Origin of the sequence: Spirosoma panaciterrae DSM 21099 (genome assembly GCF_000374025.1) — a bacterium.
GTDB lineage: Bacteria > Bacteroidota > Bacteroidia > Cytophagales > Spirosomataceae > Spirosoma > Spirosoma panaciterrae.
This window is the reverse complement of sequence record NZ_KB893228.1, coordinates 246,579-270,936: the sequence shown is the minus strand read 5'-3', so window position 1 is coordinate 270,936 and position 24,358 is coordinate 246,579. Positions and strand designations below refer to the sequence as shown.

Annotated in this window: 18 protein-coding genes; 12 read left to right on the top strand and 6 right to left on the bottom strand. The window is 50.1% G+C overall.

The annotated features are described in order from the left end of the window. Positions 1-184: 184 nt before the first annotated feature. From B153_RS0130625 to B153_RS0130615, 3 genes are all read left to right on the top strand, one after another. Positions 185-2,038 carry an outer membrane protein assembly factor BamB family protein gene (locus B153_RS0130625; RefSeq protein WP_020600576.1) on the top strand — a complete coding sequence of 618 codons (1,854 nt, stop codon included), beginning with the start codon at positions 185-187 and terminating at the stop codon, positions 2,036-2,038. Between the two features lie 140 nt (positions 2,039-2,178). Then, complete coding sequence (locus B153_RS0130620; protein WP_020600575.1) at positions 2,179-3,645, top strand: sulfatase family protein; 1,467 nt, start codon at positions 2,179-2,181, stop codon at positions 3,643-3,645. A 162-nt stretch (positions 3,646-3,807) separates the two neighbouring features. Further along, positions 3,808-4,440 carry a hypothetical protein gene (locus B153_RS0130615; protein WP_020600574.1) on the top strand — a complete coding sequence of 211 codons (633 nt, stop codon included), beginning with the start codon at positions 3,808-3,810 and terminating at the stop codon, positions 4,438-4,440. A 65-nt stretch (positions 4,441-4,505) separates the two neighbouring features. Here B153_RS0130615 and B153_RS0130610 read toward each other — a convergent pair whose 3' ends face one another. The 3 genes from B153_RS0130610 to B153_RS0130600 all read right to left on the bottom strand — a co-directional run bounded on the left by B153_RS0130610 (position 4,506) and on the right by B153_RS0130600 (position 8,464). Beyond that, positions 4,506-5,786: a hypothetical protein gene (locus B153_RS0130610; RefSeq protein WP_245564973.1), complete on the bottom strand. Its 1,281-nt coding sequence runs from the start codon at positions 5,784-5,786 to the stop codon at positions 4,506-4,508. Continuing rightward, a complete protein-coding gene (locus tag B153_RS0130605) occupies positions 5,783-7,327 on the bottom strand; it encodes an ADP-ribosylglycohydrolase family protein (RefSeq protein WP_020600572.1) in 1,545 nt (514 codons plus the stop codon). Before B153_RS0130605 ends, B153_RS0130610 begins: the two co-directional genes overlap by 4 nt. A 111-nt stretch (positions 7,328-7,438) precedes the next feature. Further along, a complete protein-coding gene (locus B153_RS0130600) occupies positions 7,439-8,464 on the bottom strand; it encodes a sugar phosphate isomerase/epimerase family protein (protein ID WP_026262576.1) in 1,026 nt (341 codons plus the stop codon). Positions 8,465-8,636: 172 nt separating this feature from the next. On the opposite strand from B153_RS0130600, the gene B153_RS0130595 reads away from it, so the two are divergent. Both B153_RS0130595 and B153_RS0130590 read left to right on the top strand, forming a co-directional pair. Then, a complete protein-coding gene (locus B153_RS0130595; protein ID WP_020600570.1) occupies positions 8,637-9,410 on the top strand; it encodes an NUDIX hydrolase in 774 nt (257 codons plus the stop codon). 141 nt (positions 9,411-9,551) lie between these two features. Continuing rightward, positions 9,552-10,511: an ABC transporter substrate-binding protein gene (locus B153_RS0130590; protein WP_040762378.1), complete on the top strand. Its 960-nt coding sequence runs from the start codon at positions 9,552-9,554 to the stop codon at positions 10,509-10,511. Between the two features lie 14 nt (positions 10,512-10,525). Here the strand turns inward: B153_RS0130590 and B153_RS0130585 are convergent, their stop codons facing one another. From B153_RS0130585 to B153_RS0130575, 3 genes are all read right to left on the bottom strand, one after another. Further along, positions 10,526-12,208, bottom strand: a complete 1,683-nt coding sequence (locus tag B153_RS0130585; RefSeq protein WP_020600568.1) for a gluzincin family metallopeptidase — start codon at positions 12,206-12,208, stop codon at positions 10,526-10,528. A gap of 136 nt (positions 12,209-12,344) precedes the next feature. Then, positions 12,345-13,325, bottom strand: a complete 981-nt coding sequence (moaA, locus tag B153_RS0130580; protein ID WP_020600567.1) for a GTP 3',8-cyclase MoaA — start codon at positions 13,323-13,325, stop codon at positions 12,345-12,347. Between the two features lie 53 nt (positions 13,326-13,378). Further along, a complete protein-coding gene (locus B153_RS0130575) occupies positions 13,379-14,989 on the bottom strand; it encodes a hypothetical protein (RefSeq protein WP_020600566.1) in 1,611 nt (536 codons plus the stop codon). Between the two features lie 248 nt (positions 14,990-15,237). Here B153_RS0130575 and B153_RS0130570 point away from each other — a divergent pair, with 248 nt between their 5' ends. The 7 genes from B153_RS0130570 to B153_RS0130540 all read left to right on the top strand — a co-directional run bounded on the left by B153_RS0130570 (position 15,238) and on the right by B153_RS0130540 (position 24,352). Further along, complete coding sequence (locus B153_RS0130570) at positions 15,238-16,020, top strand: DUF2490 domain-containing protein (RefSeq protein WP_063672873.1); 783 nt, start codon at positions 15,238-15,240, stop codon at positions 16,018-16,020. 177 nt (positions 16,021-16,197) lie between these two features. Further along, positions 16,198-16,737: a hypothetical protein gene (locus tag B153_RS0130565; protein WP_020600564.1), complete on the top strand. Its 540-nt coding sequence runs from the start codon at positions 16,198-16,200 to the stop codon at positions 16,735-16,737. Positions 16,738-17,110: 373 nt separating this feature from the next. After that, the gene (locus B153_RS0130560) at positions 17,111-18,226 is read left to right on the top strand and encodes a hypothetical protein (protein WP_020600563.1); all 1,116 of its coding nucleotides are present in this window, start codon (positions 17,111-17,113) and stop codon (positions 18,224-18,226) included. A 92-nt stretch (positions 18,227-18,318) separates the two neighbouring features. After that, complete coding sequence (locus B153_RS0130555) at positions 18,319-19,215, top strand: hypothetical protein (RefSeq protein ID WP_020600562.1); 897 nt, start codon at positions 18,319-18,321, stop codon at positions 19,213-19,215. A gap of 12 nt (positions 19,216-19,227) precedes the next feature. Beyond that, the gene (locus tag B153_RS0130550; protein WP_020600561.1) at positions 19,228-20,775 is read left to right on the top strand and encodes a vanadium-dependent haloperoxidase; all 1,548 of its coding nucleotides are present in this window, start codon (positions 19,228-19,230) and stop codon (positions 20,773-20,775) included. A 90-nt stretch (positions 20,776-20,865) separates the two neighbouring features. Then, complete coding sequence (locus B153_RS0130545; RefSeq protein ID WP_020600560.1) at positions 20,866-21,426, top strand: carboxymuconolactone decarboxylase family protein; 561 nt, start codon at positions 20,866-20,868, stop codon at positions 21,424-21,426. A gap of 136 nt (positions 21,427-21,562) precedes the next feature. Further along, on the top strand, positions 21,563-24,352 hold the full coding sequence (locus B153_RS0130540; protein ID WP_020600559.1) for a TonB-dependent receptor: 2,790 nt from the start codon (positions 21,563-21,565) through the stop codon (positions 24,350-24,352). Positions 24,353-24,358: the final 6 nt, after the last annotated feature.

The window sequence follows — 24,358 nt, the reverse complement described above, 5'->3', positions numbered from 1 at the left end:
CGCGTCCTCGCGGTTCGTTAAGTTCGTCCGCCATAATCCGGCCTTCACACCTGTGTAATGTAGATTCATCATAAAAATTGATGGGCCTGGTAGCAACTGCCTAATTTTGATTCGATTAGGCTGATTGCCTATTTGAGTTCGTTGGCAAAATCGCCTTCGTAACTAACTAAACTAACCTTGCCCGATGAAAACGTTCTGTCAGACTGGGTGGCTGCGAGGCTCAGCCACGCTGGTATTGTTTCTCCTTATTTTTTCGCCAGTATATAGCCAGAAACCGCTTGCAACGATTCTTGCCGAAGGGCAAAAAGTGTACATGGCTACCTGCAATAGCTGCCATAAGGCCGATGCGGGTGTTGGCGCACCGGGCTATCTGGTATTGGCGCAAATGCCTCCACGAGCCATTGTTGCGGCCCTGGAAACAGGCAAAATGCGTGTGCAGGCTAAAGACCTGACCGACGAGCAGCGAAAAGCCGTAGCGCATTGGCTAACGGGTAAGGCCATCAAGGAGACAACGATTCCGCAGGAATCCTATACGGCTTTTTCCATACCTGCCAATGCCAAAGGTTTGGTGCATCATTCGGGTTGGGGCGGTAATCTGGAAGGAACGGGCTACCGATCTGCCGAGCAGGCAGGTATAACGGCCGAAAGCGTTGGTAAACTGAAACTCAAATGGGCGTTTGCATTCCCAGAAGCCAATCAGGTGCGTAGTAAACCTGCCATTGTCGGCGATTGGTTGATTATGGGCAGTCAGTTTGGCGAGGTCTATTGTTTGAATAAGCATACAGGTAAAATAGGCTGGCGATTTCTGGCAAAAAGCGCGGTTCGAGGAGCCGTATCGGTGGTGCAAACGGGCAAAACCATCCAGGCTTTTTTCTGTGATAACAACACCAATGTGTATGCCCTTGATGTGAAAACGGGTAAGCTGATCTGGGAGAGTAAAGCGGGCGAACATCCGCAGTCGGGCAATACAGGCTCAGTGGCGGTGTACGCCAATAGAGTTTACGTACCCATCACCTCCATTGAAGTGGCTTCGGTGTTAGACCCTACGTACCCCTGCTGTTCATCGTCGGGTGAGATTGTCGCGTTGGATGCTCGTTCGGGAAAAATTGTCTGGCGGCACCGGGTTATTTCCGAACCCGCGAAGGAAATTGGCAAAAAGAAAAACGGAGCGCCGTTTTATGGCCCATCCGGGGCTATTGTCTGGTGTAGTCCAACCGTTGATGCGAAGCGGGGATTACTTTATTTCGGGACTGGCGAAAATTATACCGCGCCAGCTACAACGACCAGCGATGCCATTCAGGCGCTGAATCTGAAAACCGGGAAAGTCGTCTGGACATTCCAGGCAACGCAGGGTGATACCTGGAATCTGGCTTGTCCGGGCAATCCGAACTGTCCCGAAAAAATTGGCCCCGACTTCGATTTTGGTATGGCGCCTATCCTGGTCAGCCAACCATCGGGCAGCGATTTGCTGGTGGTGGGGCAAAAAGCGGGTTTTGTGTATGGTTTATTGCCCGAAACAGGTAAAGTGATCTGGCAAACCCGTATTGGTCGGGGAGGAGCACTCGGGGGGATTCACTGGGGCATGGCAACTGATGGCAAACGGGTTTATGCTGCCAACGCGGATAATAAATACGGGATCAATCCTAAGGTCGATACATTGGTAAAGCCTGCTCCCGGAATCTTTGCGCTCGATGTCGCCGAAGGTAACCTTATCTGGAAAGCAGCCGCACCATCCTGCGACGGGAAAGCGGGTTGCCTTGAAGCGAATTCGGCAGCTCCTACAGTGATTCCGGGCGTGGTGTTTGCCGGAGCGCTGGATGGGCATATCCGGGCCTATTCAACCGCCGATGGCAGGATTTTATGGGATTACGACACCGCGCATGGTTACCAGACGGTCAATGGGGTAGAGGGTAAAGGTGGCTCGCTCGACGGCGCGGCCCCCGTTGTAGCCGATGGCATGCTCTTTGTCAACTCAGGCTACGGCCAGTTTGGTGAAATGCCCGGAAACGTGCTATTGGCTTTTAATGTAGAGAAATAGTCGAATAGAATACGGATTCTTGAGGTTAATACCGATCAGCAGACTTCGTAGGTTGATCGGTATCTTACTGGCTGAATTTAAGAGCCTGTTCGTTCAATGGAGCGTGTTTTCGGCTATTTTTAGGGAAATTACCTTTCTCTATGAAGATATTCCATTACCTGATCGGTTGTTTAGCAATCATCGCTCTCGGTGTATCGGCCTGTAAACAAGATAAGCCAGCTCGCCCCAACATCCTGTTTATTCTGGCCGACGACTGGAGCTATCCGTATGCCAGCCTGTACGGGGATCATAGCCTTAAAACACCAAATCTGGATAAGCTGGCTCAGCATGGAACGGTATTCACCAATGCCTATTGTGCCTCACCATCCTGTACACCATCGCGGGCGGCTATGCTAACAGGTCGTTACCCACATAACCTGGGCGAAGGTGTCAATCTGTGTGGTCGACTTGACTACCAGGTGCCAACGTATGTGCAGCTCCTGAAAAAAGAAGGGTATGCGGTTGCTTTTGACCGGAAAGGGTGGGCTCCAGGCGACTTTCTGAAGATGGGGTACAGACAGAACCCGGCGGGCGACTCGGCCAAGCTGGGATTTGGCCCATTTATCGATCAGTTGCCAGCCGATCAGCCGTTCTTTTTCTGGTTCGGGACCAATGACCCCCACCGTCCGTTCGATTTGGGAAATGGGAAAAAAGGGGGGATTGACCCGCAGAAAATCCATTTGCCCAAGTTTCTGCCCGACGTGCCGGAGATCAGGGGCGATGTGGCCGATTATCTGTCGGAAGTGGAACGACTCGACCGTGAAATTGGTGATTTACTGACCAAACTGGAATCATCGGGCAAACTGGCTAATACCATCATTGTGGTTGCCTCTGATAATGGAATGCCCTTTCCGCACGCCAAAGCGAATCTGTACGATTATGGTACCCGCGTGCCCCTATTGATTAGCCGATTTTCGGCCAACGAAACGCAGCCCAAACAGAACGATTCGTTCGTGAACCTGATTGACCTGATGCCTACGTTTCTGGATTGGGTTGGCGTGAAGGAACGGCCCGAAATAGATGGGATGAGCCTTGTTCCAGTGCTGGCGGGAAAAACTACTACCCACCGATCGGAAGTATTTCTGGAACGCGAGCGGCACTGCCTGTGCCGGGCCGAAATGGACTCTGGTGCGGGCTACCCGATGCGGGCCATCCGAACCGCTGACTACTTATATATTCGGAATTTTCGACCCGACCGTATGCCTGCTGGTGACGAAACCATTCCTAATACACCCTCCATTTATGGCGATGTGGATGGTGGCCCTACCAAGGTGTACATGATGGATCATCGGAACGATGCGGCCGTACAATCGTTGTTTGCCCTGGGGTTTGCCAAACGGCCTGCCGAAGAGTTGTACGTACTTAAAGATGATCCCTACAATATCAATAATCGGGCTGCTGATGCCAGCCTCAGCAGCATAAAAAAAGATTTACAGGGTCGACTGGAGCGTTGGATGAAAGCGGAAAATGACCCACGACTCAATGGCGGTGGCGACCAGATCGATCGGTATGAATCGACAACCCATGCCTGGATTACCCGAACGGGGATTATTTTTTGGGATAAGTAGTTGAAACGCTCAGATTAGCATTTTTTAATGTCGGGTTGCAACGCAAAGGCCACTTTGGTTGTATAGATTTGCAACGAATGCCAGCTTAAAGTAAAACCGAATGGCTGAGAGGCTGGTCAGCAAGCGTTGTGGCCCGTTCGGTTTTCATTAAATCAATTCATTATGCGTAATCTTTTCATACTTGTTCTTCTTCTGATTGCCTATACTGCTCATGCGCAAACGGCAACCGCATTGTTGTCGTCACGACCTCCAAAACCTTTTAAGGTGCTTGCTTCTGTTGGTTATGCATCGCCTGTCGATCTGTCGGGCAATAAGTCGCTCGGTAAAGCGGGGTTCGTGTACAGTCTGGAACCACAGTACGAGATTGCCAAAAATGTAGATCTGGGTGCCCGGATTGAACAGGCATTTATTCTGCGCCCTGAGTATATCGATAAAACCTATTACAAAACAGCCTTGGCCAAATTCACGCTGTCGGTTGTGGCTACGGCCAATTATACCTTCAATGTAACGGGTTCGCTCAAGCCTTATATTGGTACCGGAGTAGGGCTATATTATGTTCAGGCCAGCGATCCTACCTACACCATCGGTACAACCATTGCCACGTATCCATTGCCTACTACTATCAATCTGGGAGGCATTGCCCGGTTGGGCGTGAAGTTTGGAATTGCTCATCTGGAAGCCGCCTATAACTTCATTGGAGACACCAGTGTGCGAAATACTTCAACGGGACTTACGCTCACAGGTAGTAATTCCTATTATAGCATCAAAGCCGGATTACGGTTTGGAGGACGGTAAAGCCCTATAAGCAGGCAGCCCTCTTGTTCGCCCTATGATTTAATCGTGCGAACAAGAGGGCTGCGTTAGTTAAGCTCATGCAAGAGCAAAAACATTTCGGCTGCGTGCCAGGCGTGGGGAAACGCCAGTTTCTGCTTAACCAGTTCGCGGTCCAGCACTGTTTCGCCAGGATAATGCGCATCAATGTCCCGTTGTTGCCAACTGAGTGGGTAATCAATAGTTCCGACCAGTCCCCGTTTGGCCGAATCAGTAGACTGAGCGTAAAAATGATCTTCGGCCCAGCCAAAAAACGGATTATTCGCGAAATTATCGTCGGGTTGTTTTTCATCAGCGGACCTGGCTGGTACGTAGTCCCGTTTATAGTCGAGCCAGAAAACGGATGAATAGCTGTCGTACTGTTGGGGAATAGCGTAGGAATCGGGAAGGTTAAGCGATTTTAGACCGTATTTGAACCACTTAGTCTGGTAAACAGGGTGTTCGACATTGTCGGTTCTGCCCAGAATTCCAGCTCCTTTCTGGAATTGTCGGGCAGAGTCCAGCACTAGTGGCACCACAGGATGGCTCTTGTCGGCTACGAGCGAAACCAGAAACAGCACCTCTCCCAGATTGTCGGCTTCACGCTGGTTGTTTTGATCGAACGGATCGCGAATAGCCATAATCCAGTCGCGGATCAGATGCAGATTGTCGGTTGCTTTTAAGACCATCGCCATCATGGTGGCATCCCGATACCAGGGTTTGATATAGACCAGAAAATTCGGTACGGGTCGTCCATTGACCACATTGATCAACACCTCCTGATGCAACACGCGTAAAATAGGGCCATACTGATGCACAGCAAAACGGGGTAAGGATACGGTGCTTCGCGTGCCGGGAATCAACCGTGGACGTTTGCCCGACTGAAGAATCCAAACCCCCGTTTCGTCTTCCCGAATCTGAATGACCTGTTCATCGGATAGGGTTAACTGGACAAGGTATTCGGAAGGAACGATCAGCTCTGTCTGCACCCGCCATTGCTCTTCGATGTTGCCAGTCAGTGCGTTGAGCAGCCTGCCATTCCGGTATATGAGCTTCAGTCGGTCGCCCATTCCGAACAAAAAGAACTTCAGGTCGGGAAGGGTATGATGGTTTTTATGCACCTGCCGCAGCCGAGCCAGACTTTCCCGGTACGTCTGCAAGGCTCCAGCCGGATCAGGATGCAAGCCGGGCGGGATGGGTTTCTGAGCCAACGCCGGTAGGGTAAACAACAGAAGCAGGTAAAGCCGATAGGCAGGCATAACGCGTTGTTTTATTTCAACTGAACCGACTCTATGGAAACGGGGCCAGCCAGCCCGAATCAAACGAATCATTTATTCGATTTGTCGCTATAAACGAGCAAGTCTCCCATACGAATCGTATGCTCCGCATCAGGGTTCAATACCTTGATCCGTACGGTATGTTTGCCTTTGGGCAACTGGTATTTCCAGAATAATTCGTGACGACGATGGGTAAAATCGGTTGGTAGTTTCGCCGACTCAACTTTCTGCCCGTCAATATACAACTCCGTATTAAATACAAACGAACTGGTTGATTCCCAAGTGCTTTTTGTTTTAGGTTTAGCTTCTCCTTTTAGGGCAAAACCAATACCCTCGAAATCGAAGCTGTACTCGTTGTCGATGTCTTTGTTGATACCGCGTGCCTGTACAGGATAGTGACCCGGAAAGGATTGCTCCAGTCGCACGGCTTTGGGCGTTTGAGTGGCAATGGTGATCTGATTGCCAGCAACTTTGCCACCGTTGCGCTCGATGACCTGTAAGGCATGTTTCAGGCTCATGGCATACACATCGTTCAGCGACATGGTTGTGTATTTGAAGTCGATGTCTTCAGCTTCTTTTAGCCCCTGTTTCCAGTGCGCCGGAATGTTGTCGTAGCCCAGCATCGTTCCCAGAATACCGCCTGCCGAAGCCGGGTTACAATCGGAATCCTGTCCGGCCCGTGTGCTGATTTCCATTGTTTTGGTAAAATCACCTTTGCCGTACAGCAGCCCCAGCACGATGTAAGCGGAATTTATCTTGGCGTCGATGTCGAACGACCGAAACACCCCATCCGGGCAACCGACCTCATCAGACCATTTCCGCTGGATTTCGAACCAGTTTCGTTTCCAGTCGTTGGGAAACTGCTCATGCCATTTGATCACGTCGGCAATGCACTGGTAAAACGTACTTTGGGTCGGAATCACCTTCAACGCTTCCTTCACTACGTAATTGACATCGCTGGAGGTAAAGGCCAGTGCATACATAGCGCCCACATAAGCACCACCGTACCAGCCATCGCCGTAATTCATGATGTGGCCGATCGGGTCTCCAATCTGAACAGCCGTATTGGGCATACCCGGAGCCATCAGGCCCGAAAAGTCGGCTTCAATCTGGAAATCGATGTCGTCGGCATGAGGATTGTTCAACCAATGGCCTGACTCAGGCGCTTTCATGCCGTTCAGGATATTGTATCGACCGGCCTGGTTAGCATGCCAGAGCATATAATCGGCGTGGGCGTAGGCATTCGCATGGTCGGTAACGGGCGCATCGAGCCCTTTTTTCTCGAACACATCTACGAACGTCAGGTCCATGTACAGATCATCGTACAGCCCCGGGTTTTCGAGCATGGTCTTCTTGATGTAGCCGTCGTACCAGGGAATGGGCTGGTAGTCGTTGATCATGGTACCTGTAAAACGGAATTCGGTCGGCCCCCCAAACGTGCAGCCAATGACCTGTCCGGCCCAACCACCTTTTATTTTGTTCTGAAGAGCGGTTTTTGTCAGGGTTACCGTCGCTGCCTTTCCGGTTTTGGGGAGAGGGGCTGAGGGCGTAGCAGCAGGTAGAAAGGCCAGAAGTGACAACAGAATAGTTTTCATAAAAGGCTTTGGCTATGCGGAATGAATAATGGGTAATAGATTCTAAATAAGGCTCAGACTGGAAAGCCATTATTCAGGATCTATTACCCATTGCAAGGCACAATCGATTGCCTAAGCCAGTTCTGTCCGGACGCGTTCGAGCAGGGTTTTGGTTGCTTTGATGCCGTCGGTAGTGGGCAGATAACCCGCTGTCTGGTTGTACATGTTCATAAGGCCCCCTTCGTATTCAATACCTACGTAGCCTTTGAAACCAGCCTCTTTAATGATCTTGAACATACGCCGGAAATCGGTTTCGGTCTCGTTGCCCTGGGCGTCGAACTTGTGGGTTTTGGCACTGATGCCTTTGGCATAAGGCATCATTTTTTTGACACCTTCATACCGATCGTATTCCTGCAGGCATTTGGTGGCCATAATGCCTTTAATGTCGTTGGTTTCGGGTTTACTACGCTGGCGACAGAAATTGCCAAAATCAGGCAGTAAACCTGCGTTGGGCATATTGACTGCTTTCAAAACGTCTACCAGCCAGTCAATATCAGTGGAGTTGCCGAAGTGGTTTTCCACGATGACGTTTATGTTTTGTTTGGCGGCATATTCGAGCAGTTTATGGTAGCCGTCGGCAGCCGATTTGGCGGCTTCTTCGGCCGGGTCGTCGGGCGTACCCGTTAGGGCTTTGGACGAATCGCCCAGATTTACCCGAATGGACGCACAGCCGAGGTATTTAGCCGCATCGACCCAGGCATAATGATCCTCCACGGCTTTTTGTCGTTTGGCGGCATCCAGATCGGCAATGTTGGCCCCGTCTACCATGATCAGATTATTTTTCATGCCCAGATCGTCGCAGCGTTGTTTGAGGTCTTTCAGATACCCCGGATCGGTATGTTTGTTGTTGAAAAACATCGACACATATTCCAGCACATTAATGCCGAAGTCGTTTTTAGCTCGGGCCGGAAAATCGAGGTTCGTCATTTTGCCCGACATGATTTCGGGAAAGAAGGAGAATTCGGCCAGCGAAATCTCGAAGGAGAATTTTTTGAGCGCCATATCGGCAAAGGTTTGGGTTGGTAGAGCCGATGAAAGGCTTACTCCGGCGGCTGCCATACCAAGTTGGCTTAGAAATTGACGACGAGTCTGAGACATGGGAATACGATCGAATCAGTTAACGAAGGAAACGCTGAAAAGAACGACTGGTTGATGGAACATCAAACGCTGAAAAGTCGTATCATCGCAAACGTGTGATTTAGAAACAATGATACGTATTTTTGTTCAATGTGTATCTAGTACACACTATATTTATTTGTAAGTTTTCTTTATGGAATGCAAAAATGAGCTGCAGCAGCTACTGGCCGATTTTAAAGCCAACCATATGCCATCGGTTTCTATCGACTGTGTCATCTTTGGTTTTCATGATGGACAACTTAAGGTGCTGTTGTTACGCTGGAAAAATACAGACGACTGGTGTTTGCCCGGTGGGCGTATCCATAAGCAGGAAAACATGGACGCTGCGGCTCACCGGAGTTTGCGCGAACGGACCGGATTGCATGAGATTTTTCTGCAGCAATTTCACACCTTTGGCGATGTGAATCGGTATCGGCATTATAGCCAGATCGAAACACTGGCCAAACTAGGGCTCCCCGAAGACGTTGCGAAACAGGTTGTCAGCCGTGATATATCGGTCGGCTACTATGCCCTGGTCGAGTTTGCCAATGTGGTGCCTACCCCCGATATTTTTACTGATGAATGCCGTTGGTGGGATATTCAGCAGATTCCGGCGCTCCTGTTCGATCATAACGAAATGGTGTCCCTCGCTCTGAAAACACTCCGACGGCAATTGAGCTATCAGCCCATTGGCTATAACCTACTGCCCGAAAAGTTTACGATGCCCGATTTGCAGCAGCTGTATGAAACCATTCTGGGACAGACAATGGATCGGCGAAACTTTCAGAAACGTATGCTTGGGTATGGAATTCTGAAGCGACTGGACGAACGGAAAATCGGTGGGGCGCATAAGTCACCTTATCTGTATCGCTTCGATAAAGAAAAGTACGAAAAAGCCCTGGAAACGGAGTCGCTCTTTACGACATAGGCGGCATTGGTGAATCGTTACGAACCATATCTCAATTCGTCTTAATGTTGTACTTTTGGCCCTCGCAACTGCCTGGCCCTCGCTTTCTGCAAACCTTACGTCAGTTGCATGGTTAACATAGCCGTAACACTACCGCGCCGTATGAATACGAAAATTCGTTTAGCCCTCGATCGGACGCCTAATACCAATCACACGGGCTTTTATGTAGCCTTTGCTAAAGGCGCTTACGAGCAGGCTGGTCTTGATGTATCGTTTATTTACCCCGATCAGGAAAATTACCAGGTAGCACCTTCCCGGCGCGTTGCCCAGGGGGAAGCCCAGCTCGGCATTACACCTTCCGAAAGTGTAGTAAGTTACCAGACCAATGGAGTGCCTCTAATTGCAGTGGCTACCTTACTGGCCCGCGATGTGAGTGCGATTATGACCTTGAAAGAAAGTGGTATTGAGCACCCTCGTGAACTGGATGGCAAAGTGTATGCGTCATATGGTGCTCGGTACGAAGAAGATATAATCCGTCAGTTAATCCAGAACGACGACGGACGTGGCCAATTTGTGGCGCATAAATCGCCCTGGGCGAATATCTGGCGGGCGCTGGTAACCCGTGAGGTCGATGCCGCCTGGTGCTGGCTGACCTGGGAGGGGGTGAAAGCCGACATCGATGGCATTGACCTGAATCAGTTTCTGTTCGATGAATATGAGATTCCTTACGGTTATAACCCTGTACTGACGGCTCATCAGGACTGGGCCGGGGAAAATGCCGATGCCCTACACCGATTTCTGGAGGCAACAGCATCGGGGTTTAGATTCGCTATGAAAAACCCCGACGAAGCGGCCCGTATTCTGATGAAAACGGCCAACCACCCAACCCTGAAAAATCGTAATTTCATAGAGCAGAGCCAGCAAATGGTTTCGGGTTATTATCTGGATGGGGAAGGGCAGTGGGGCTTTATGCACCGTACCATCTGGTTATCCTTCGTCAACTGGATGATTCGCAATCGCATGCTTACCGACTCCAATGGTGAACTCATCCAGCGAATGGACGTCGACAACCTGTTCACTAATAAGTTTCTGGAAGGCATTACAGCCGGGATTCGGTTTTAAAGCGGGAACCTGTTTTAAAATTCGATTTGTTTGACAGTATATTTCTCAGACAGGTTTTTTATCCATCTGGCCTGGGCCTTTTGTGCGTCTTCGAGGTTATCGTATGAGTTGAAGTCACTGGTACAGGTTTCGTTGGCAGGGGCGCAATGGCTTTTCGCGAAATCAAAATACTGCTGAGCCACTTTCCCCAGCTCTTTATCGTCGTATTTTATGCTTTTAATTGTGGTGTAAAATGCCTGCGGTTTTCGAGTGTCGCCAGTCTTGGGTACTTCTTTCGCAATTCCCCAGCAATAATACGCTGAACTGGTTGGTTTGAATTGGGCTATTAAAGCAGGCAACCCATCGTCCGACTCCAGGTACGTTTTTTCAAAAGCCTCAATCGTTTTTTCGTTGACTCCACTTTGCGATAACGTACTTCTAAACAGGGCGTAGTTTGTCGTCGGATTGGGGGTTACCAGAATCGTTTTAAGCCATTTCCACATCTGTTCTCGTCCTATCTGCCGTTCCAACGCTGTCAGCATCAGAGGAATATACTGATAACGGTAGGTTTCAGTTATCTCGCTGGTTGTGATTATCTTTTTCAGCGGAGTAAAATCGGTAAGATTTTTACAGGCTCCTACATATTGCTTAATCTGCCGGTCGTAAAAGGATTGACCAAGCAAGTCGCGTGTAACTTGCAGCGATATGTATTCGGTCATGCCTTCCAGAAAAGGCCAGCGTAGCGTTGAATTGGGTGATATGACAGATCCAAAATAATAATGACCTAATTCATGGGCTATGAACGAAAGGAGAGAAGAGTCGGATAAGGCTTGCTTTTTATCATCGACAAGCGTGTTCAGCCAGCCAGTTGGACTCACCGAGGCAATGGTTGGGTACGTAACAAACATCCAATCGTTTCGCTTCGATATGGGTGTGCTGGCCAGTATCGTTACATCAGCTCCGTACGGAATCTGTAAATGCTGTTGATAATAGGCTTTGATTCGCGAGAACCAACCATCCAGTACTTCGGCTTGTGAACCCGAAAGAGACGTATTGATCAAATACGTGCTTCTTTCTTTTCTAAAGGCAAAATCACCAACGAATAGCAGAAGCGGGTACGGGCGATCCGATTTAAAGTGAGCCGTTTGGCCAGACTGTGGAGGAGCACCATTCAGGTAAATCGACTGAACATCCGGGCTGTGGATTGTCAGATCGTACGTAACATTCTGATACGTACGATCTTCCAGTGTATCGTATAAAATTGGATACCAGGCCGACTGCTCGGTTGCCCGCACGGTTTTACCGTTAAATGCAATATTTCCCTTCCAGTCGCCCCGGTCGCTTTTCTTAACCGAATCCCCATAAACTGGAAACGCGCCAACATAGCTTACTCGAAATTGTCGGGGCAGAAATCGGCTTTTGTTGTCCTTGGCTGGGAACCAGTATTGAAAACTTTCATACGATTTTTCGGGGTCATAAGCTCGTTGGGCAGCATACGAAAACGAGTCTGTACTGTCTCTAAATGCCTGAATATTGAACCCGCTGTTCAGGCGGATAACGTAATTCGTCGTATTCGGGAGGTTCGAAACCGTCAGATTTGCTTTAACTGTTCCGGCTTTGACTGATATATAAATGTCGCCTTTGATATGGGGAGTCTGGGCATGGGCCAGATGGTGTACCAGCAATAGGCTAAGTACAACAAAAGTACAGATACGCATGGGGGGAGGTTCAGGATGATGCTTTAGATTCGGATAGAGCAGCTACTTGTTTAGTCGCTGCTTCAAGGTAATCATAAGCGCATCAATTGACAAATTGCGGGCTATGATCGTAAGTTGAACCAGACTAACTTCTTCTTCAGCCCCCAATCGTAGCCATCGACTCGGTTACGGTTGACCGTTGGTTTTCGGCTTCAAAACCGTTGCGGGGGCGGTGAGCAAAAGCTTGTAAAAAGGCGGCTGTTAATTCCTCGTCCGATGCACCACTTCGGAGCAGAGCCCGGATATCCAGAACACCGTTATCGTAGAGGCAGGTTTTCAACGTTCCCTGCGCGGTCAGACGGATTCGGTTGCAGGTGCCGCAAAATGTCCGGCTAAAGGCCGCAATCACGCCAATCGTGCCCTGGTGACCCGGAATCTGATAATTAGCTGAGGTCGAAAAAGGTGGGTCGGGTAGTTTCTGGATGCCGGGGAAGTGTGCCCGGATTTCGTTGATAATTCGCTGGTGGGTCCAGTGGAGCACCGGATAGTGGCTCCCTTCCCCATTGAACGGCATCTCTTCAATAAACCGCACATCGACGGGCAGTTGCCGGGTGAGGTCGGTCAGCGGAATGAGGTCTTCAATGTTCTGACCTTCCATAACCACTGCATTGATTTTTGTTTGAATCCCTGATTCCAGAAGCGCGTCGAGTGTCTTCAGAACAGCGGACAATTCATCACGACGGGTAATTTTTCGGAAACGCTCCCGGTCGAGGGTGTCCAGGCTTAAATTCACGGACCGTATGCCTAGTGCTGCCAGATCAGCAACGTGTGGAGCGGTCAGCACACCATTGGTGGTGAGGGAAAGATCGGTTAAGCCGTCGATAGTGGCCAGCCGATGCAGAAACGGCATTAGCCCGGTTCTGACAAAAGGCTCACCGCCCGTAATCCGCACTTTCTGAACCCCTAACTGGGCCAGTATACGAACCAGCCGCTCCATTTCTTCATAAGTAAGCACCTGATGCTTGGGCAGATACTTAATGCCTTCTTCGGGCATACAGTAAAAACACCGCAGGTTGCAACGGTCGGTTACGGCCAGACGAAGGTAGGTAATGGGGCGGTTGTGGTTATCGTAGATCATGCGTACGGGACTAACACAAAAATACCGATTTTGATTGCATATCCGAAAGCCCACTATCCGCGTGGCATAGCAGCCCGGCCCAGATAGATTTCATCCCCTTTCAGGGTGAGTGTGGTATAAAACCGATACCCATTGTCAACATACCGCACCATTACCTGGCTGGTCTGATCGGGTCGGGCATAGGCTTTCGTAGCAGCAATAAGGATCTGGTTTCCATTAACAATGGCTCGAACAAAGGGTAAATTGCGGGTTTTGAGCTGATTCGCGTTGTATTTATACCAGGTTCTACCACCATCGTAGGAACACTCTGTGGTTTCGTTCAGATACGTTTCGCGTCCGTTGAATAGATCGCTATGGTGTTTGAATAACCGCCAGAGACCATGTACATAATGTTCATAACAGGCATAGTTACGATCGTTGCCGAGCCCGGTTTGAGACGGGTCGCTTGGAGCAGGCTGATCGGGAATCAGGTCGGTATGGTCGTCCCAAAACAAAACCCCATAAGCTCCCGTAAACCAGTAAAAAATACCCATGCCTTCCGAAACGGCAGGAGGAGTAGGGTGCTCTGCCTTGGCGCTACCCGGAAATTCAGCATTCTGTGTATTGAACAGCCAATGCCAGGCAATCCGTTTTTTAGGCGATAGCTTCATATTGACCTCCTGCTCACCCAGTAAAGCGGCCAGCCAATGGCGGTCGCCATCGCTATTATGCTGGGCCGAATAATCCAGTTCAGGATATAAATAATAGGTACCGGGCATCAGAAAATCAGCGTAGTCGGAATAGGTTTTTCCGATCAGATTGTCGGGTAAGCCACGCTGTCGGCTGGAAGCCGTATGCCGAACGGGCATGGTCAGAAACTCATCCACACCTGCCTGATAATCGGAAGTGCGCGAGTAGCCGAAGCTATTATGTGCCACTGGGTCAATGGAGCCAACCAGTGTCTGCGGGCTGGCGTTTTCTTTAATGGTCTTTACGAGATAGGTATACAGGTTTACCTGCTCCTGAAGGTTTTTAATGCCATAGTTGTTCTCGATGTCGAGGAAAATCAACCCATAGGTACTTTTCCAGCCGGTTGATGGGCAGTCGCCGAAGCCAACGCAGTTTCCGTTTAGTTCGAGAGCCGATTGAAAGACTGTCTGGCGATTGAGCGGGGCATTTGGCCGGGGAGCAGCTACACGGTACATCGTTTGATCGGCTTTCCCATTGTCTTCTGACCAGCCTAGTCCAAACGAGTCCCTGAAATACCCCCGGTAAAGAATGCTGGCGCGTTGATTGATCTGTAACGTACTTTTCCAGCCACCCGGTGGGTAGGAATCACCCCCCCAGATCTCAACGTTTGGGATCATTCGGCTCCGTTCAACGGCAGTAAAACCTCGGCGGAAAATCTTGGTCGGGTCTTGTTTAACATGCAGATTGCGTCCCGCTCCGCAAAAGGTAATGGATTTGGTAGTGGGAACCGTAAAATCGCTGACGACATCCAGGCTGTAATACCCCTTCCGTGTGCTAGGCGTAAATCGTGAACGTGGAGTAGGCGATAGAGCTGTTTGCGGAGGTAGATTACCAATCAGTTGAACACCGGCAACGGGCTCTGGTACTCGACTACGAACGTACCAGACACCGGCACCAAACAGGCTGATTAAAAAGGCTAAGCTTAAAAATTTCATACTGGCTTAAATGGGGGGATAAACTGACTTTAATGACGATAAAGGGCAGTAATAGTTCTTTAGATTGAGAACGGTAATTGACCTATAGTATTCTGTTTGCGATTCCGGGATTATTGCTTCTTCAGCGTACCGACGGACCCTGTTGAATTACGCGCATTTCTATACCATACACATTATGCCAACTATCACTACTAAGTTGGCACACATTTTGGGGAGATAGGTTACCGGACGCTCAACCCCGTAACTTAATGCGAATAGGTATACTTCTCTATTTACTGCTAAACAGTTGCCTTTGTTTGGCGCAGGACTGGACTTTTTACGGTTTCTTTCCAGCTATTTCGCAGTCCGGCAATATAGGAAAGAAGCTTCAATACAATGCCTATATCTCATCAACGATCGATGCCTTTCATCAGACAATTGCTGAAAAAAACTATCCGGCAACTGCCTTACAGTATTATTTACAGCCCAGTTTAAGTTACCGACTGTTGCCAAACGTTCAGATTGGAGTGGGCTATGCATATGTAAAACATAATCTCTTTGGGCTTCATGTGAATGAGAATCGTTTGTGGGTTCAGGCAGTGGCAACGCATGATGCTCCTGCTCTGGGGAGGCTCAAAGTATCCCATCGGTTACGGTACGAAGAACGTTACCCCTTAAATATGAAGAGTAACCAGTGGTCGTACGCAACCTTGTTTCGGTATCAGATTGGGGCCAGCTTGCCACTTTATGACCCAAAAGTTAATAAGACAGGCTTTTATGCGTCCGTATCAAATGAAGCTTTTCTGTGTCTGACAGGCGCTATTAACAGCCCAATTAGTTCAAAAAATGCGTTCTATGGCGAAAACTGGCTCTACGGCGGATTGGGCTACAATACCCGGAAATTTGGCAAAATTGAACTGGGTTATATGTTTCAGAATCTGATTCGAAACCCGCAGCAGGATCACCGTTACCTGCATCTGTTACAAGCTACCTGGTCTACTACGTTCGATCTGTCAGAAATAGGGGTTTGGTTATATACACCTACGCCATAAAGCCTACTTAACGTATATCCGCAATAACCCTGGGGAGATGGTAAACGTAGGTCGGCTTTTTCCGGAAGAATGGAACGTTAGAAAGGTTGCGAGCAATAAAAAAAATATTTCCTGTAGGATGGCACAGGTTTTGTTTAAAATTTAGTATTATTTTTGGGAAAAATTTACTGAACGCAGTTGAAGAAAGTTGTTTCCATCGGCCTCTTTGCGCTTCTGGTGTATCACACACTGGCCTATGTGCTTGTGTTTGTCGGTAGCTGGTGGCAGGCTGAGCACGATTTGTCGGAACGGCTTTCAGTCTATCGTTCGGTCGATAGTATCGTTGAGTTCGAGATTCCCTTGAAAGATAAGCTCGATGCCAGCGTCATTACCCGAACTACCTCCGATGGGTTTAGTTACCATGGGCATTATTATTCGGTGGTAAGCCTGGAAATTCAGGGCGACCAACTGCATATTGCGGCTCTGGAAACGGAGAATCGGTCGATCTGGCAAAGCGATCTGCTATCGTTTCTGAACAAACACGTATCCGGTACCACCGAGTCGAATCGGAAAGCCAACCAACTGCTGAAATTCCTACTGAAAGAATACTCGCCTAGTCCGCGTATAGCCTTTAGTTTTTTATCTCCTCAATGGCGCGAATCCATTCGCATCCCCGAACATCTGTTTGTGCTGGCTGCCCGCGCTCTTCCTGTTCATTCGCCCCCGCCCGAAATCTGAGGGAAATTGTCAATCGTGCCTTAGAGAGTTAGTGGGCTCCTGTTCAACGTTTCCAGCTTTCACTGGTAGAAGATAAGCCAGTTGTCTGCATATGCGTTGCTACAAAACATCTTGCTGTTCACTTATTCAGTTCTGCTGGCTTGCAAGTATCCTCCAAAAGGGCATACATGCGCTGTTGAAGGGTTTGCCTTTGCAGTCAACTAGCCTGTCGGTATATCGGCTGATTGTCTCTGCATGATTGATGCTTCACTAACCCAACGATAGTCTCGTTCGTGGCTCAGGCAGGTTTATAAATCCGCTCGTGCCCGCGTTCCATTCTGTCGTATGAATTCCTAAGTGGTTTAGTCAATTTCTATTCAGACATTTTTTAGCTATGAAAGCGATTTCTACTATCGTTCTGGCGGTAGCATATACATTATTTTCTCACAGTACAACCCAGGCGCAGGGATGTGTGGCCGTTCGGCACATGAGTTGCGCAGCCCCGGCTGGATCGGCCGATTATTTCAAGCAGCGTAATGGCCACTGGCAGGTTTCGGCAGGTTATCGCTATTTCCGGTCCTACAAGCATTTTGTTGGCGATGTAGAACAAAAACAGCGGGTAGAGCAGGGAACCAACGTCATCAACGTGTCGCATGCGCTGGACCTGGGCATCACCTATATGGTGAATCAGCGGCTGTCGTTCTCGGTCAACCTGCCTATTCAGTACTACGACCGCTCGTCGTTGTATGAACATTATGGCAATACAGTTGCGCAAAACCCCGAACAAAAACGGTTTCATACAGGCTCACAGGGCATTGGCGACCTTCGGATCTCGGGTAGCTACTGGCTTGTCAATCCCGTAAAACTACCGAAAGCCAATATTGCTGCCGGACTGGGTGTGAAACTCCCAACGGGCAACTATGGTGTGACCGATAATTTTCACAAGCTTAACAAAGAAGGGCAGGATTACACGATCAATCAGCCCGTCGATCAATCGATCCAACTGGGCGATGGTGGAGTAGGGGTAAGCGTTGAGTTACAGGGCTATGCATCGCTCAATAGTACCCTGACGGCCTATGCCAATGGGTTTTATCTGTTCAATCCACGCGAAACCAATGGCGTTGTGCGGAACCCAACCGCTACGACTATCGATCTGGTTACGGGCACATTCTCCGTTGCCGATCAATTTGCAGCCCGTATCGGCTTAAGCCAGTCAATCAAAGCTATTCCGGGCCTTGCAGTTATGCTCGGTGGACGTGTGGAAGGCGTACCGGCCATCGATGCCTTTGGCGGAAGTTCAGGGTTCCGTCGGCCGGGGTATATCGTATCGGTTGAACCTGGCTTGTCATACATGCGGCATAAAACCTCTGTTGCAGCTACGATGCCCTGGGCCGTTTACCGGAACCGGATCAAGAGTTATTCCGATCGGTTGGACCCACTGGGCGTGCGGCAGGGCGATGCGGCTTTTGCCGATTATCTGGTGTCGGTCAATATATCCCGCTGGTTCTAAACTTTCTGCATCCATCGCTTTTGAAGAGGTTGGCGATCCGCTACTGTCCTCACTAACTATTTCTTAATCATTACGGAACGTAATTGTACAAGATGAAAACAATACTGAAATGCCTTGCTGTAGCCGGACTACTGGCACCGTTTGTGGCGAAAGCCCAGATGCCGAACGATGCTATTTATATGGGCAAAAAACAGCTCTGTGTAGCTGGTATGTATGGCTACAGCTCCTGGAACCAATACTGGGAGAATACCCTGAAACGGGAAAATTTTAACATCGGCACGCATACAACGCAAAGCATAATGGTGATGCCTGCCTATGGTATAAGCAACCGGGTCAATGTGATCCTGAGCCTGCCCTACGTCTGGACGAGTACCAGTGCGGGTAATCTGATGGGGCAGCATGGCATTCAGGATTTGTCGGCCTGGTTGAAGCTGAAGATGGTAAAAGCGGGCGGATTTTCGCTCAATGCCATTGTGGGGGGCTCGGTTCCCATCGGTAATTATGTGCCGAGTTTTCTTCCGATGTCGATTGGGTTGCAGTGCCGCACCTTTACCGGTCGATTGCTGGCGAGCTATAAAGAGCCTAAAACAGGTCTCTATCTGACCGCGCACGGAAGCTACGGCTGGCGGAGCAACATCAAAATCGATCAGAACTCGTATCAGGCCGACGACCGGGTCTATAATACCGATCAGGTACGGGTGCCTAATACCTACGATGCCGCTGTTCGGCTGGGGGTTCTGCGGAAGGGCTGGCAAACGGAAGTATGGGCTGAGCGTAGCTCCTGCCTGAGTGGTGATAACATCCGCCGGAACGATATGCCGTTTCCGACCAACAACATGCAGGCTACCACTGTGGGCTGGTACGGAAAAGTACAGCCGCGCAACATCGGTGTCAACGCCCGCGTGGGGTATGTAGTCGATGGTATGAATGTAGGCCAAAGCACCAGCTATATGGTTGGCCTGCTGTATCAAATTAATTTCAATAAATAGCCGTAACACGAGATGAAAAACACCTATAAAATTCTGGCTATCGGTAGTCTGATTGCTGGATTATCTGTTTCGATTATTTCCTGCGATAAGAGTATATCTGAACCGCAACGCGTAGGGTATACCCCTGCCAATGTCGATGAAAAAGCGGGCAGTTGGAAAACCTATGTGCTGACGTCACCCACGGATGTGACCGTAGCGGCTCCTAAAGCGACCTCGTCGGCAGAGTATCAGGCTGAACTGACCGATCTGAAATCGAAATCAGCCAGTCTGACTCAGGAGCAGCAGGAAGCCGTTGTGTACTGGGGAGCCGGGGCCGTGTATCGCTGGAACGAAATCGCCCGCGAACTGGCTGCCCGGTATAATATTCCACCTGCCTCAACGCCCGATGGTAAATACCCCGTTCCTGATGCGGCTAATCCACTGGCTGATCCGAAGTTTCCGTTTGCCAATCCACCCTATGCTGCTCGTGCACTGGCCTACCTGAGTGTGGCTCAGTATGATGCGCTGGTAGCTGCCTGGAATTACAAATACCAGTTCAAACGGTCGGCTCCGTCGAAAGTGGATGCTACGGTTCGGGTGGCATTACCAACATCGACGATTCCTACCTATCCGTCGGAAGATGCAGTGGTAGCGGCAGCCTCTTATGTCGTGCTGAAAGCCATGTTTCCCGGCGAAGTTCCCTTTCTGGATGCCAAACTGGCCGAACATCAGAACAGCCGCTTGTGGGCGGGTATGAATGTGCAGAGCGATCTGACGGCGGGTGCTGATCTGGGTAATCAGGTAGCTGCCAAAGTGATGGCCCGTGCCAAGACCGATGGCATGAGTGCTGCTAATAACCAGGCCCTTACGGCCGGTATGATCGAAGTGGCGAAAGCACAGGGACTGACTGAAGTATGGGTAAGCCAGGAAAGTCCGCTTCGTCCCCCCATGTTGCCAAACTATGGCGCCGTAACCCCCTGGAACTTCGATGCGGCTACGAAAGTGAAGCTTCGCCCTGGCCCACCACCCGCGTTGAATAGTGCAGAGTTTACCAAAGCGTTGGACGAACTGAAAGAGATCAACAAAAATCAGACTCGCGAGCAGGCACGTATTGCCAATTACTGGGCCGATGGAGCCGGGACCTACACTCCTCCGGGGCACTGGCTGCGTACGGCTGCCAATGCGGCCAGCGAAGCGAAGTATAGCGAGGTGCGTATGGCCCGTACATTGGCTCTGGTCGGTACGTCGCTAATGGATGCCGGTATCTGCTGCTGGGATACGAAGTATTATTACTACTATCCGCGTCCTCAGCAATTCGGGGTGAAAACATCAGTTGGTCTGCCAAACTTCCCGTCCTACACCTCAGGCCACTCGACTTTCTCGGCGGCTGCGGCTACCGTGCTGGGCAGCATCTTTCCCGATCGGGCCAATGAGTTCTGGGCGCAGGCGCAGGAGGCTTCAAACTCCCGGATTTATGGAATGATTCACTACCGTTTCGATTGTACAGTAGGTCTCGAATGTGGTAAGAACATCGGTACCTATGCCGTAAATCGTGGAAAAGCGGACGGATCAGGACTTTGATGGCGAACGAATGAAAGAGCGGACCGCCGAAGCGAAGTTCTTGCGCCAGCTATTCGCTCTTTCATTAGTCCGCGCTTTCACTCTTTACATATGCCACATATACCGCTGCCTGAGCAGTTGCCGGGAATTACTGGCCTGCTCGAATACCGACTGGATACGGCCATGCCGATTCGGGAGCTTACGCAGATTTTGCTGCGAGGAGACTCCACGTTAACGACGGGTGAGCGTGAGCTGATTGCCGCTCTGGTATCGTCGCGCAATTGTACGGCCTTCTGCGAAGCGGCCCATACAAAAGCGGCTGATATTCTACTGGGCGAAGATGAAACGGCGAGGGCTGTCAAGAAGGATGTTGAAACGGCTCCTGTCAGTGAGAAAATGAAAGCCTTATTGCAGATTGCGGCCCTTACCCAGCAAAATGGAAGTGCTGTAACACCTGAAGCCATTGCCCGTGCCCGTGAAGCTGGCGCCACCGACCGCGAAATTCACGATACGGTGTTGATTGCGGCTCTGTTCTGCCTGTATAATAAGTATGTGGATGGTCTGGAGACCGTTGCTCCTTCCGATCCGGCGTTTTATCAAACATTGGGTGAACGCATTACGGGCAGGGGGTATGTGCGTCCACCGGGTGGTTATCCCATTCAAACCCATTAGTTCATTAGGGGCAGATTTGATTGATCTGCCCGTTTGAAAAAACAAATTTCTCATTTCCTGAAGGGCGAATAGCCGACTGAAAATCAAACGTTTTTGGTCGGACAGGCTCTTCGTTTACCTATTTGATCCAATTCAAATGACGATAAAACAGATTATACTCATTCTGGTAATGGCGTTGACCGTATCGGTATCCGCTCTGGCGCAGTCGCGTCAGGTACGCGGTACGGTACGCGATGCCGAAACTGGCCAGGCGTTGGCAGGTGCCAGCGTAGTGGTAAAAGGTCAATTGACAGGTGCCGTTGTGAATCCTGAAGGCGACTTCTCCCTAACCACCAATCAGCGCGGACCACTGACATTACTGATTTCGATGGTGGGGCATGAGGCTCAATCGGTGCTTCTCGCCAATGACAATCAGCCCGTAGCCGTTACGCTTCGTCAGGCTACCAATGCGTTGCAGGATGTGGTCGTAGCGGCCTCGCGGGTAGAAGAAAGTCTGCTGCGGGCACCCGTAACGGTCGAAAAAATGGATGCCCGTGCCATTCGTGAAACCCCATCGGCGTCCTTTTATGAAGGACTGAATAACCTCAAAGGGGTTGATATGGTGACCAGCGGATTAACCTATCGGCAGATCAACACGCGCGGGTTTGCCAGCACTGGCAACAGCCGTTTCCTGCAACTGATTGATGGCATAGACAATCAACCGGCCGGGTTTGGCTTTTCGATGGGTAACTTGTTTGGTCTGAGCGATCTGGATGCCGAAAGTGCCGAGTTAGTGCCCGGTGCTGCTTCGGCACTATACGGGCCAGCAGCTTTCAACGGGGCCTTACTGATGACCAGCAAAGACCCATTCCGGTATCAGGGATTAAGCGCAGAGGTCAAGATGGGCGTTAATCACCTAAACGACCCCAACACAGGAGCCGCTTTATATCAGGATTATGGGCTTCGGTACGCCAAAGTTTTTGGCAACAAGTTGGCTGTCAAGCTAGTGGCTTCATACATGAAAGGGCTGGATTGGTTTGCTACCGACTACACGGATGTTGATGCAACCACCTCGCCTGAAAAACGCGGGCCCAATAACCCGGCCTACAATGGTCTGAATGTATATGGCGATGAAGTCAATCGAACCATTACGGGGATTGGCAAAGTTGCGCGGACGGGTTATCTGGAAAAAGACCTGACCGATTATAACGTCTACAGCCTGAAACTGAACGGGGCCGTTCACTACCGGATCACGCCCAGGCTTGAAGCGATTTATTCGTACAATTACGCCAAAGGAACCAGCAATTATACCGGAAGCAACCGATTCGCGGTGGATGGTTTTTCGCTGCTACAGCATCGGATCGAGTTACGGGGCGCTAATTTTTTCGTGCGTGGGTATACAAACCAGGAAGATTCGCATGATTCCTATAATACCCGTTCGCTGGGTCAGCAGATCGACCGGACCTGGGTGCGCGATCTGAACGGGAATGTGGTGGCTCCCAACGTGGCCGATCAAACCTGGTTCGATCGGTACACAGCGGCCTATCAGGGCAAAATACAGGGCGTAACGGCCAACGACAACACGATGGCCCGTCAGTTTGCCGATCAGGGACGTTTGCTGCCCGGATCGGCCGAGTACGAACAACAGAAGGCACGACTGATTGGCATTCAAGGTCTGGCCGGAGCGGGTATTCTGAGCCAGACGAATATGTATCATGCCGACGCACAGTATAATCTGACCTCAGCGCTGGCATCGGCGGGACTGACCGGGACTGAATTGCTGATTGGGGGTAATTTTCGGGAGTACAGTTTATTTACCAATGGAACTCTGTTTGATGACAAAGGCGGGCGAATCAAATACAGCGAGTTTGGCACCTTTGCCCAATTGAGCAAAGCATTTCTGGCCAATAAACTGAAGGTGACGGTATCGGGGCGGTACGATAAAAACCAGAATTTTGCGGGTTATTTTACCCCTCGGGCCTCGGCGGTATTTTCGCCCAGCGATCGGCATCATTTCCGGGCATCCTTTCAATCGGGCTATCGGAACCCAACCCCCAGCGATCAGTTCATCAAGCTTAATGTAGGGCCGATCACGATTCTGGGTGGAGCACCGAGCAACAGTGCGGGCATGAATGTGTACGAAAACTCGTTCAATTCGACGAGTATTGGTGGATTTGTCAATGGGTTTCTGGCCGACGTCAATAAAGTGGGGCCACAGCAGGCGGTCCTGAATAATAAAGATAAACTGGTCAAATCCAATGTGCCGTATATCGCGCCGGAGCGGGTTCAAAGCTTCGAGGTCGGGTACCGGGCATTGATTACCAGCCGATTATCGCTCGATGCCAATTACTATTTTGGGGCTTATCGCAATTTTATCCTGAATACCGTTGTGATTCGGCCCAATAGCCCAGTGCTGGGAAGCGATGGAGCCATCAGTCCGGCGGCTGCTCAGGATATTCTGAACTCGACCTATCAGGCCTTCCAGTTATACACGAATGCTCCTGACCGGGTAACGGCACAAGGCGCTACGTTAGGCGTAAACTACGCTACATTTGGCGGCTACAATCTGACGGGTAATGGCACCTGGTCGGCATTCAATCTGCAAAATGCGGACCCGAACAATATCCCCGCGTTCAACACCCCACGATTTAAGACCAACGTGACCATCGGCCACCGGAATATTGCCAGAAATCTTGGTTTCAATGTAGCCTGGCATTGGCAGGAAGCCTTCGATTGGGTGGGCTCATTTAATGAGTTGCGTCCGGGCCGCATTCAGGCTTACAACCTAATTGATGCGCAGGTGACGTTGAAACTGCCTGCCTATAAGACCCTGCTTAAAATTGGCGCGTCGAATCTGACCAACCAATACATCGTGCAGGCTTATGGCTCTCCGGCGGTCGGTGGCCTGTACTACGTATCGCTCACGTTCGATCAGAATTATCGGTAAAGTCTA

Coding starts and splice junctions, on each gene's coding strand:
- B153_RS0130625 (WP_020600576.1), top strand. CDS start 185: ATGAAAACGTTCTGTCAGACTGGGTGGCTGCGAGGCTCAGCCACGCTG.
- B153_RS0130620 (WP_020600575.1), top strand. CDS start 2,179: ATGAAGATATTCCATTACCTGATCGGTTGTTTAGCAATCATCGCTCTC.
- B153_RS0130615 (WP_020600574.1), top strand. CDS start 3,808: ATGCGTAATCTTTTCATACTTGTTCTTCTTCTGATTGCCTATACTGCT.
- B153_RS0130610 (WP_245564973.1), bottom strand. CDS start 5,786: ATGATTCGTTTGATTCGGGCTGGCTGGCCCCGTTTCCATAGAGTCGGT.
- B153_RS0130605 (WP_020600572.1), bottom strand. CDS start 7,327: ATGAAAACTATTCTGTTGTCACTTCTGGCCTTTCTACCTGCTGCTACG.
- B153_RS0130600 (WP_026262576.1), bottom strand. CDS start 8,464: ATGTCTCAGACTCGTCGTCAATTTCTAAGCCAACTTGGTATGGCAGCC.
- B153_RS0130595 (WP_020600570.1), top strand. CDS start 8,637: ATGGAATGCAAAAATGAGCTGCAGCAGCTACTGGCCGATTTTAAAGCC.
- B153_RS0130590 (WP_040762378.1), top strand. CDS start 9,552: ATGAATACGAAAATTCGTTTAGCCCTCGATCGGACGCCTAATACCAAT.
- B153_RS0130585 (WP_020600568.1), bottom strand. CDS start 12,208: ATGCGTATCTGTACTTTTGTTGTACTTAGCCTATTGCTGGTACACCAT.
- moaA (WP_020600567.1), bottom strand. CDS start 13,325: ATGATCTACGATAACCACAACCGCCCCATTACCTACCTTCGTCTGGCC.
- B153_RS0130575 (WP_020600566.1), bottom strand. CDS start 14,989: ATGAAATTTTTAAGCTTAGCCTTTTTAATCAGCCTGTTTGGTGCCGGT.
- B153_RS0130570 (WP_063672873.1), top strand. CDS start 15,238: ATGCGAATAGGTATACTTCTCTATTTACTGCTAAACAGTTGCCTTTGT.
- B153_RS0130560 (WP_020600563.1), top strand. CDS start 17,111: ATGAAAGCGATTTCTACTATCGTTCTGGCGGTAGCATATACATTATTT.
- B153_RS0130555 (WP_020600562.1), top strand. CDS start 18,319: ATGAAAACAATACTGAAATGCCTTGCTGTAGCCGGACTACTGGCACCG.
- B153_RS0130550 (WP_020600561.1), top strand. CDS start 19,228: ATGAAAAACACCTATAAAATTCTGGCTATCGGTAGTCTGATTGCTGGA.
- B153_RS0130545 (WP_020600560.1), top strand. CDS start 20,866: ATGCCACATATACCGCTGCCTGAGCAGTTGCCGGGAATTACTGGCCTG.
- B153_RS0130540 (WP_020600559.1), top strand. CDS start 21,563: ATGACGATAAAACAGATTATACTCATTCTGGTAATGGCGTTGACCGTA.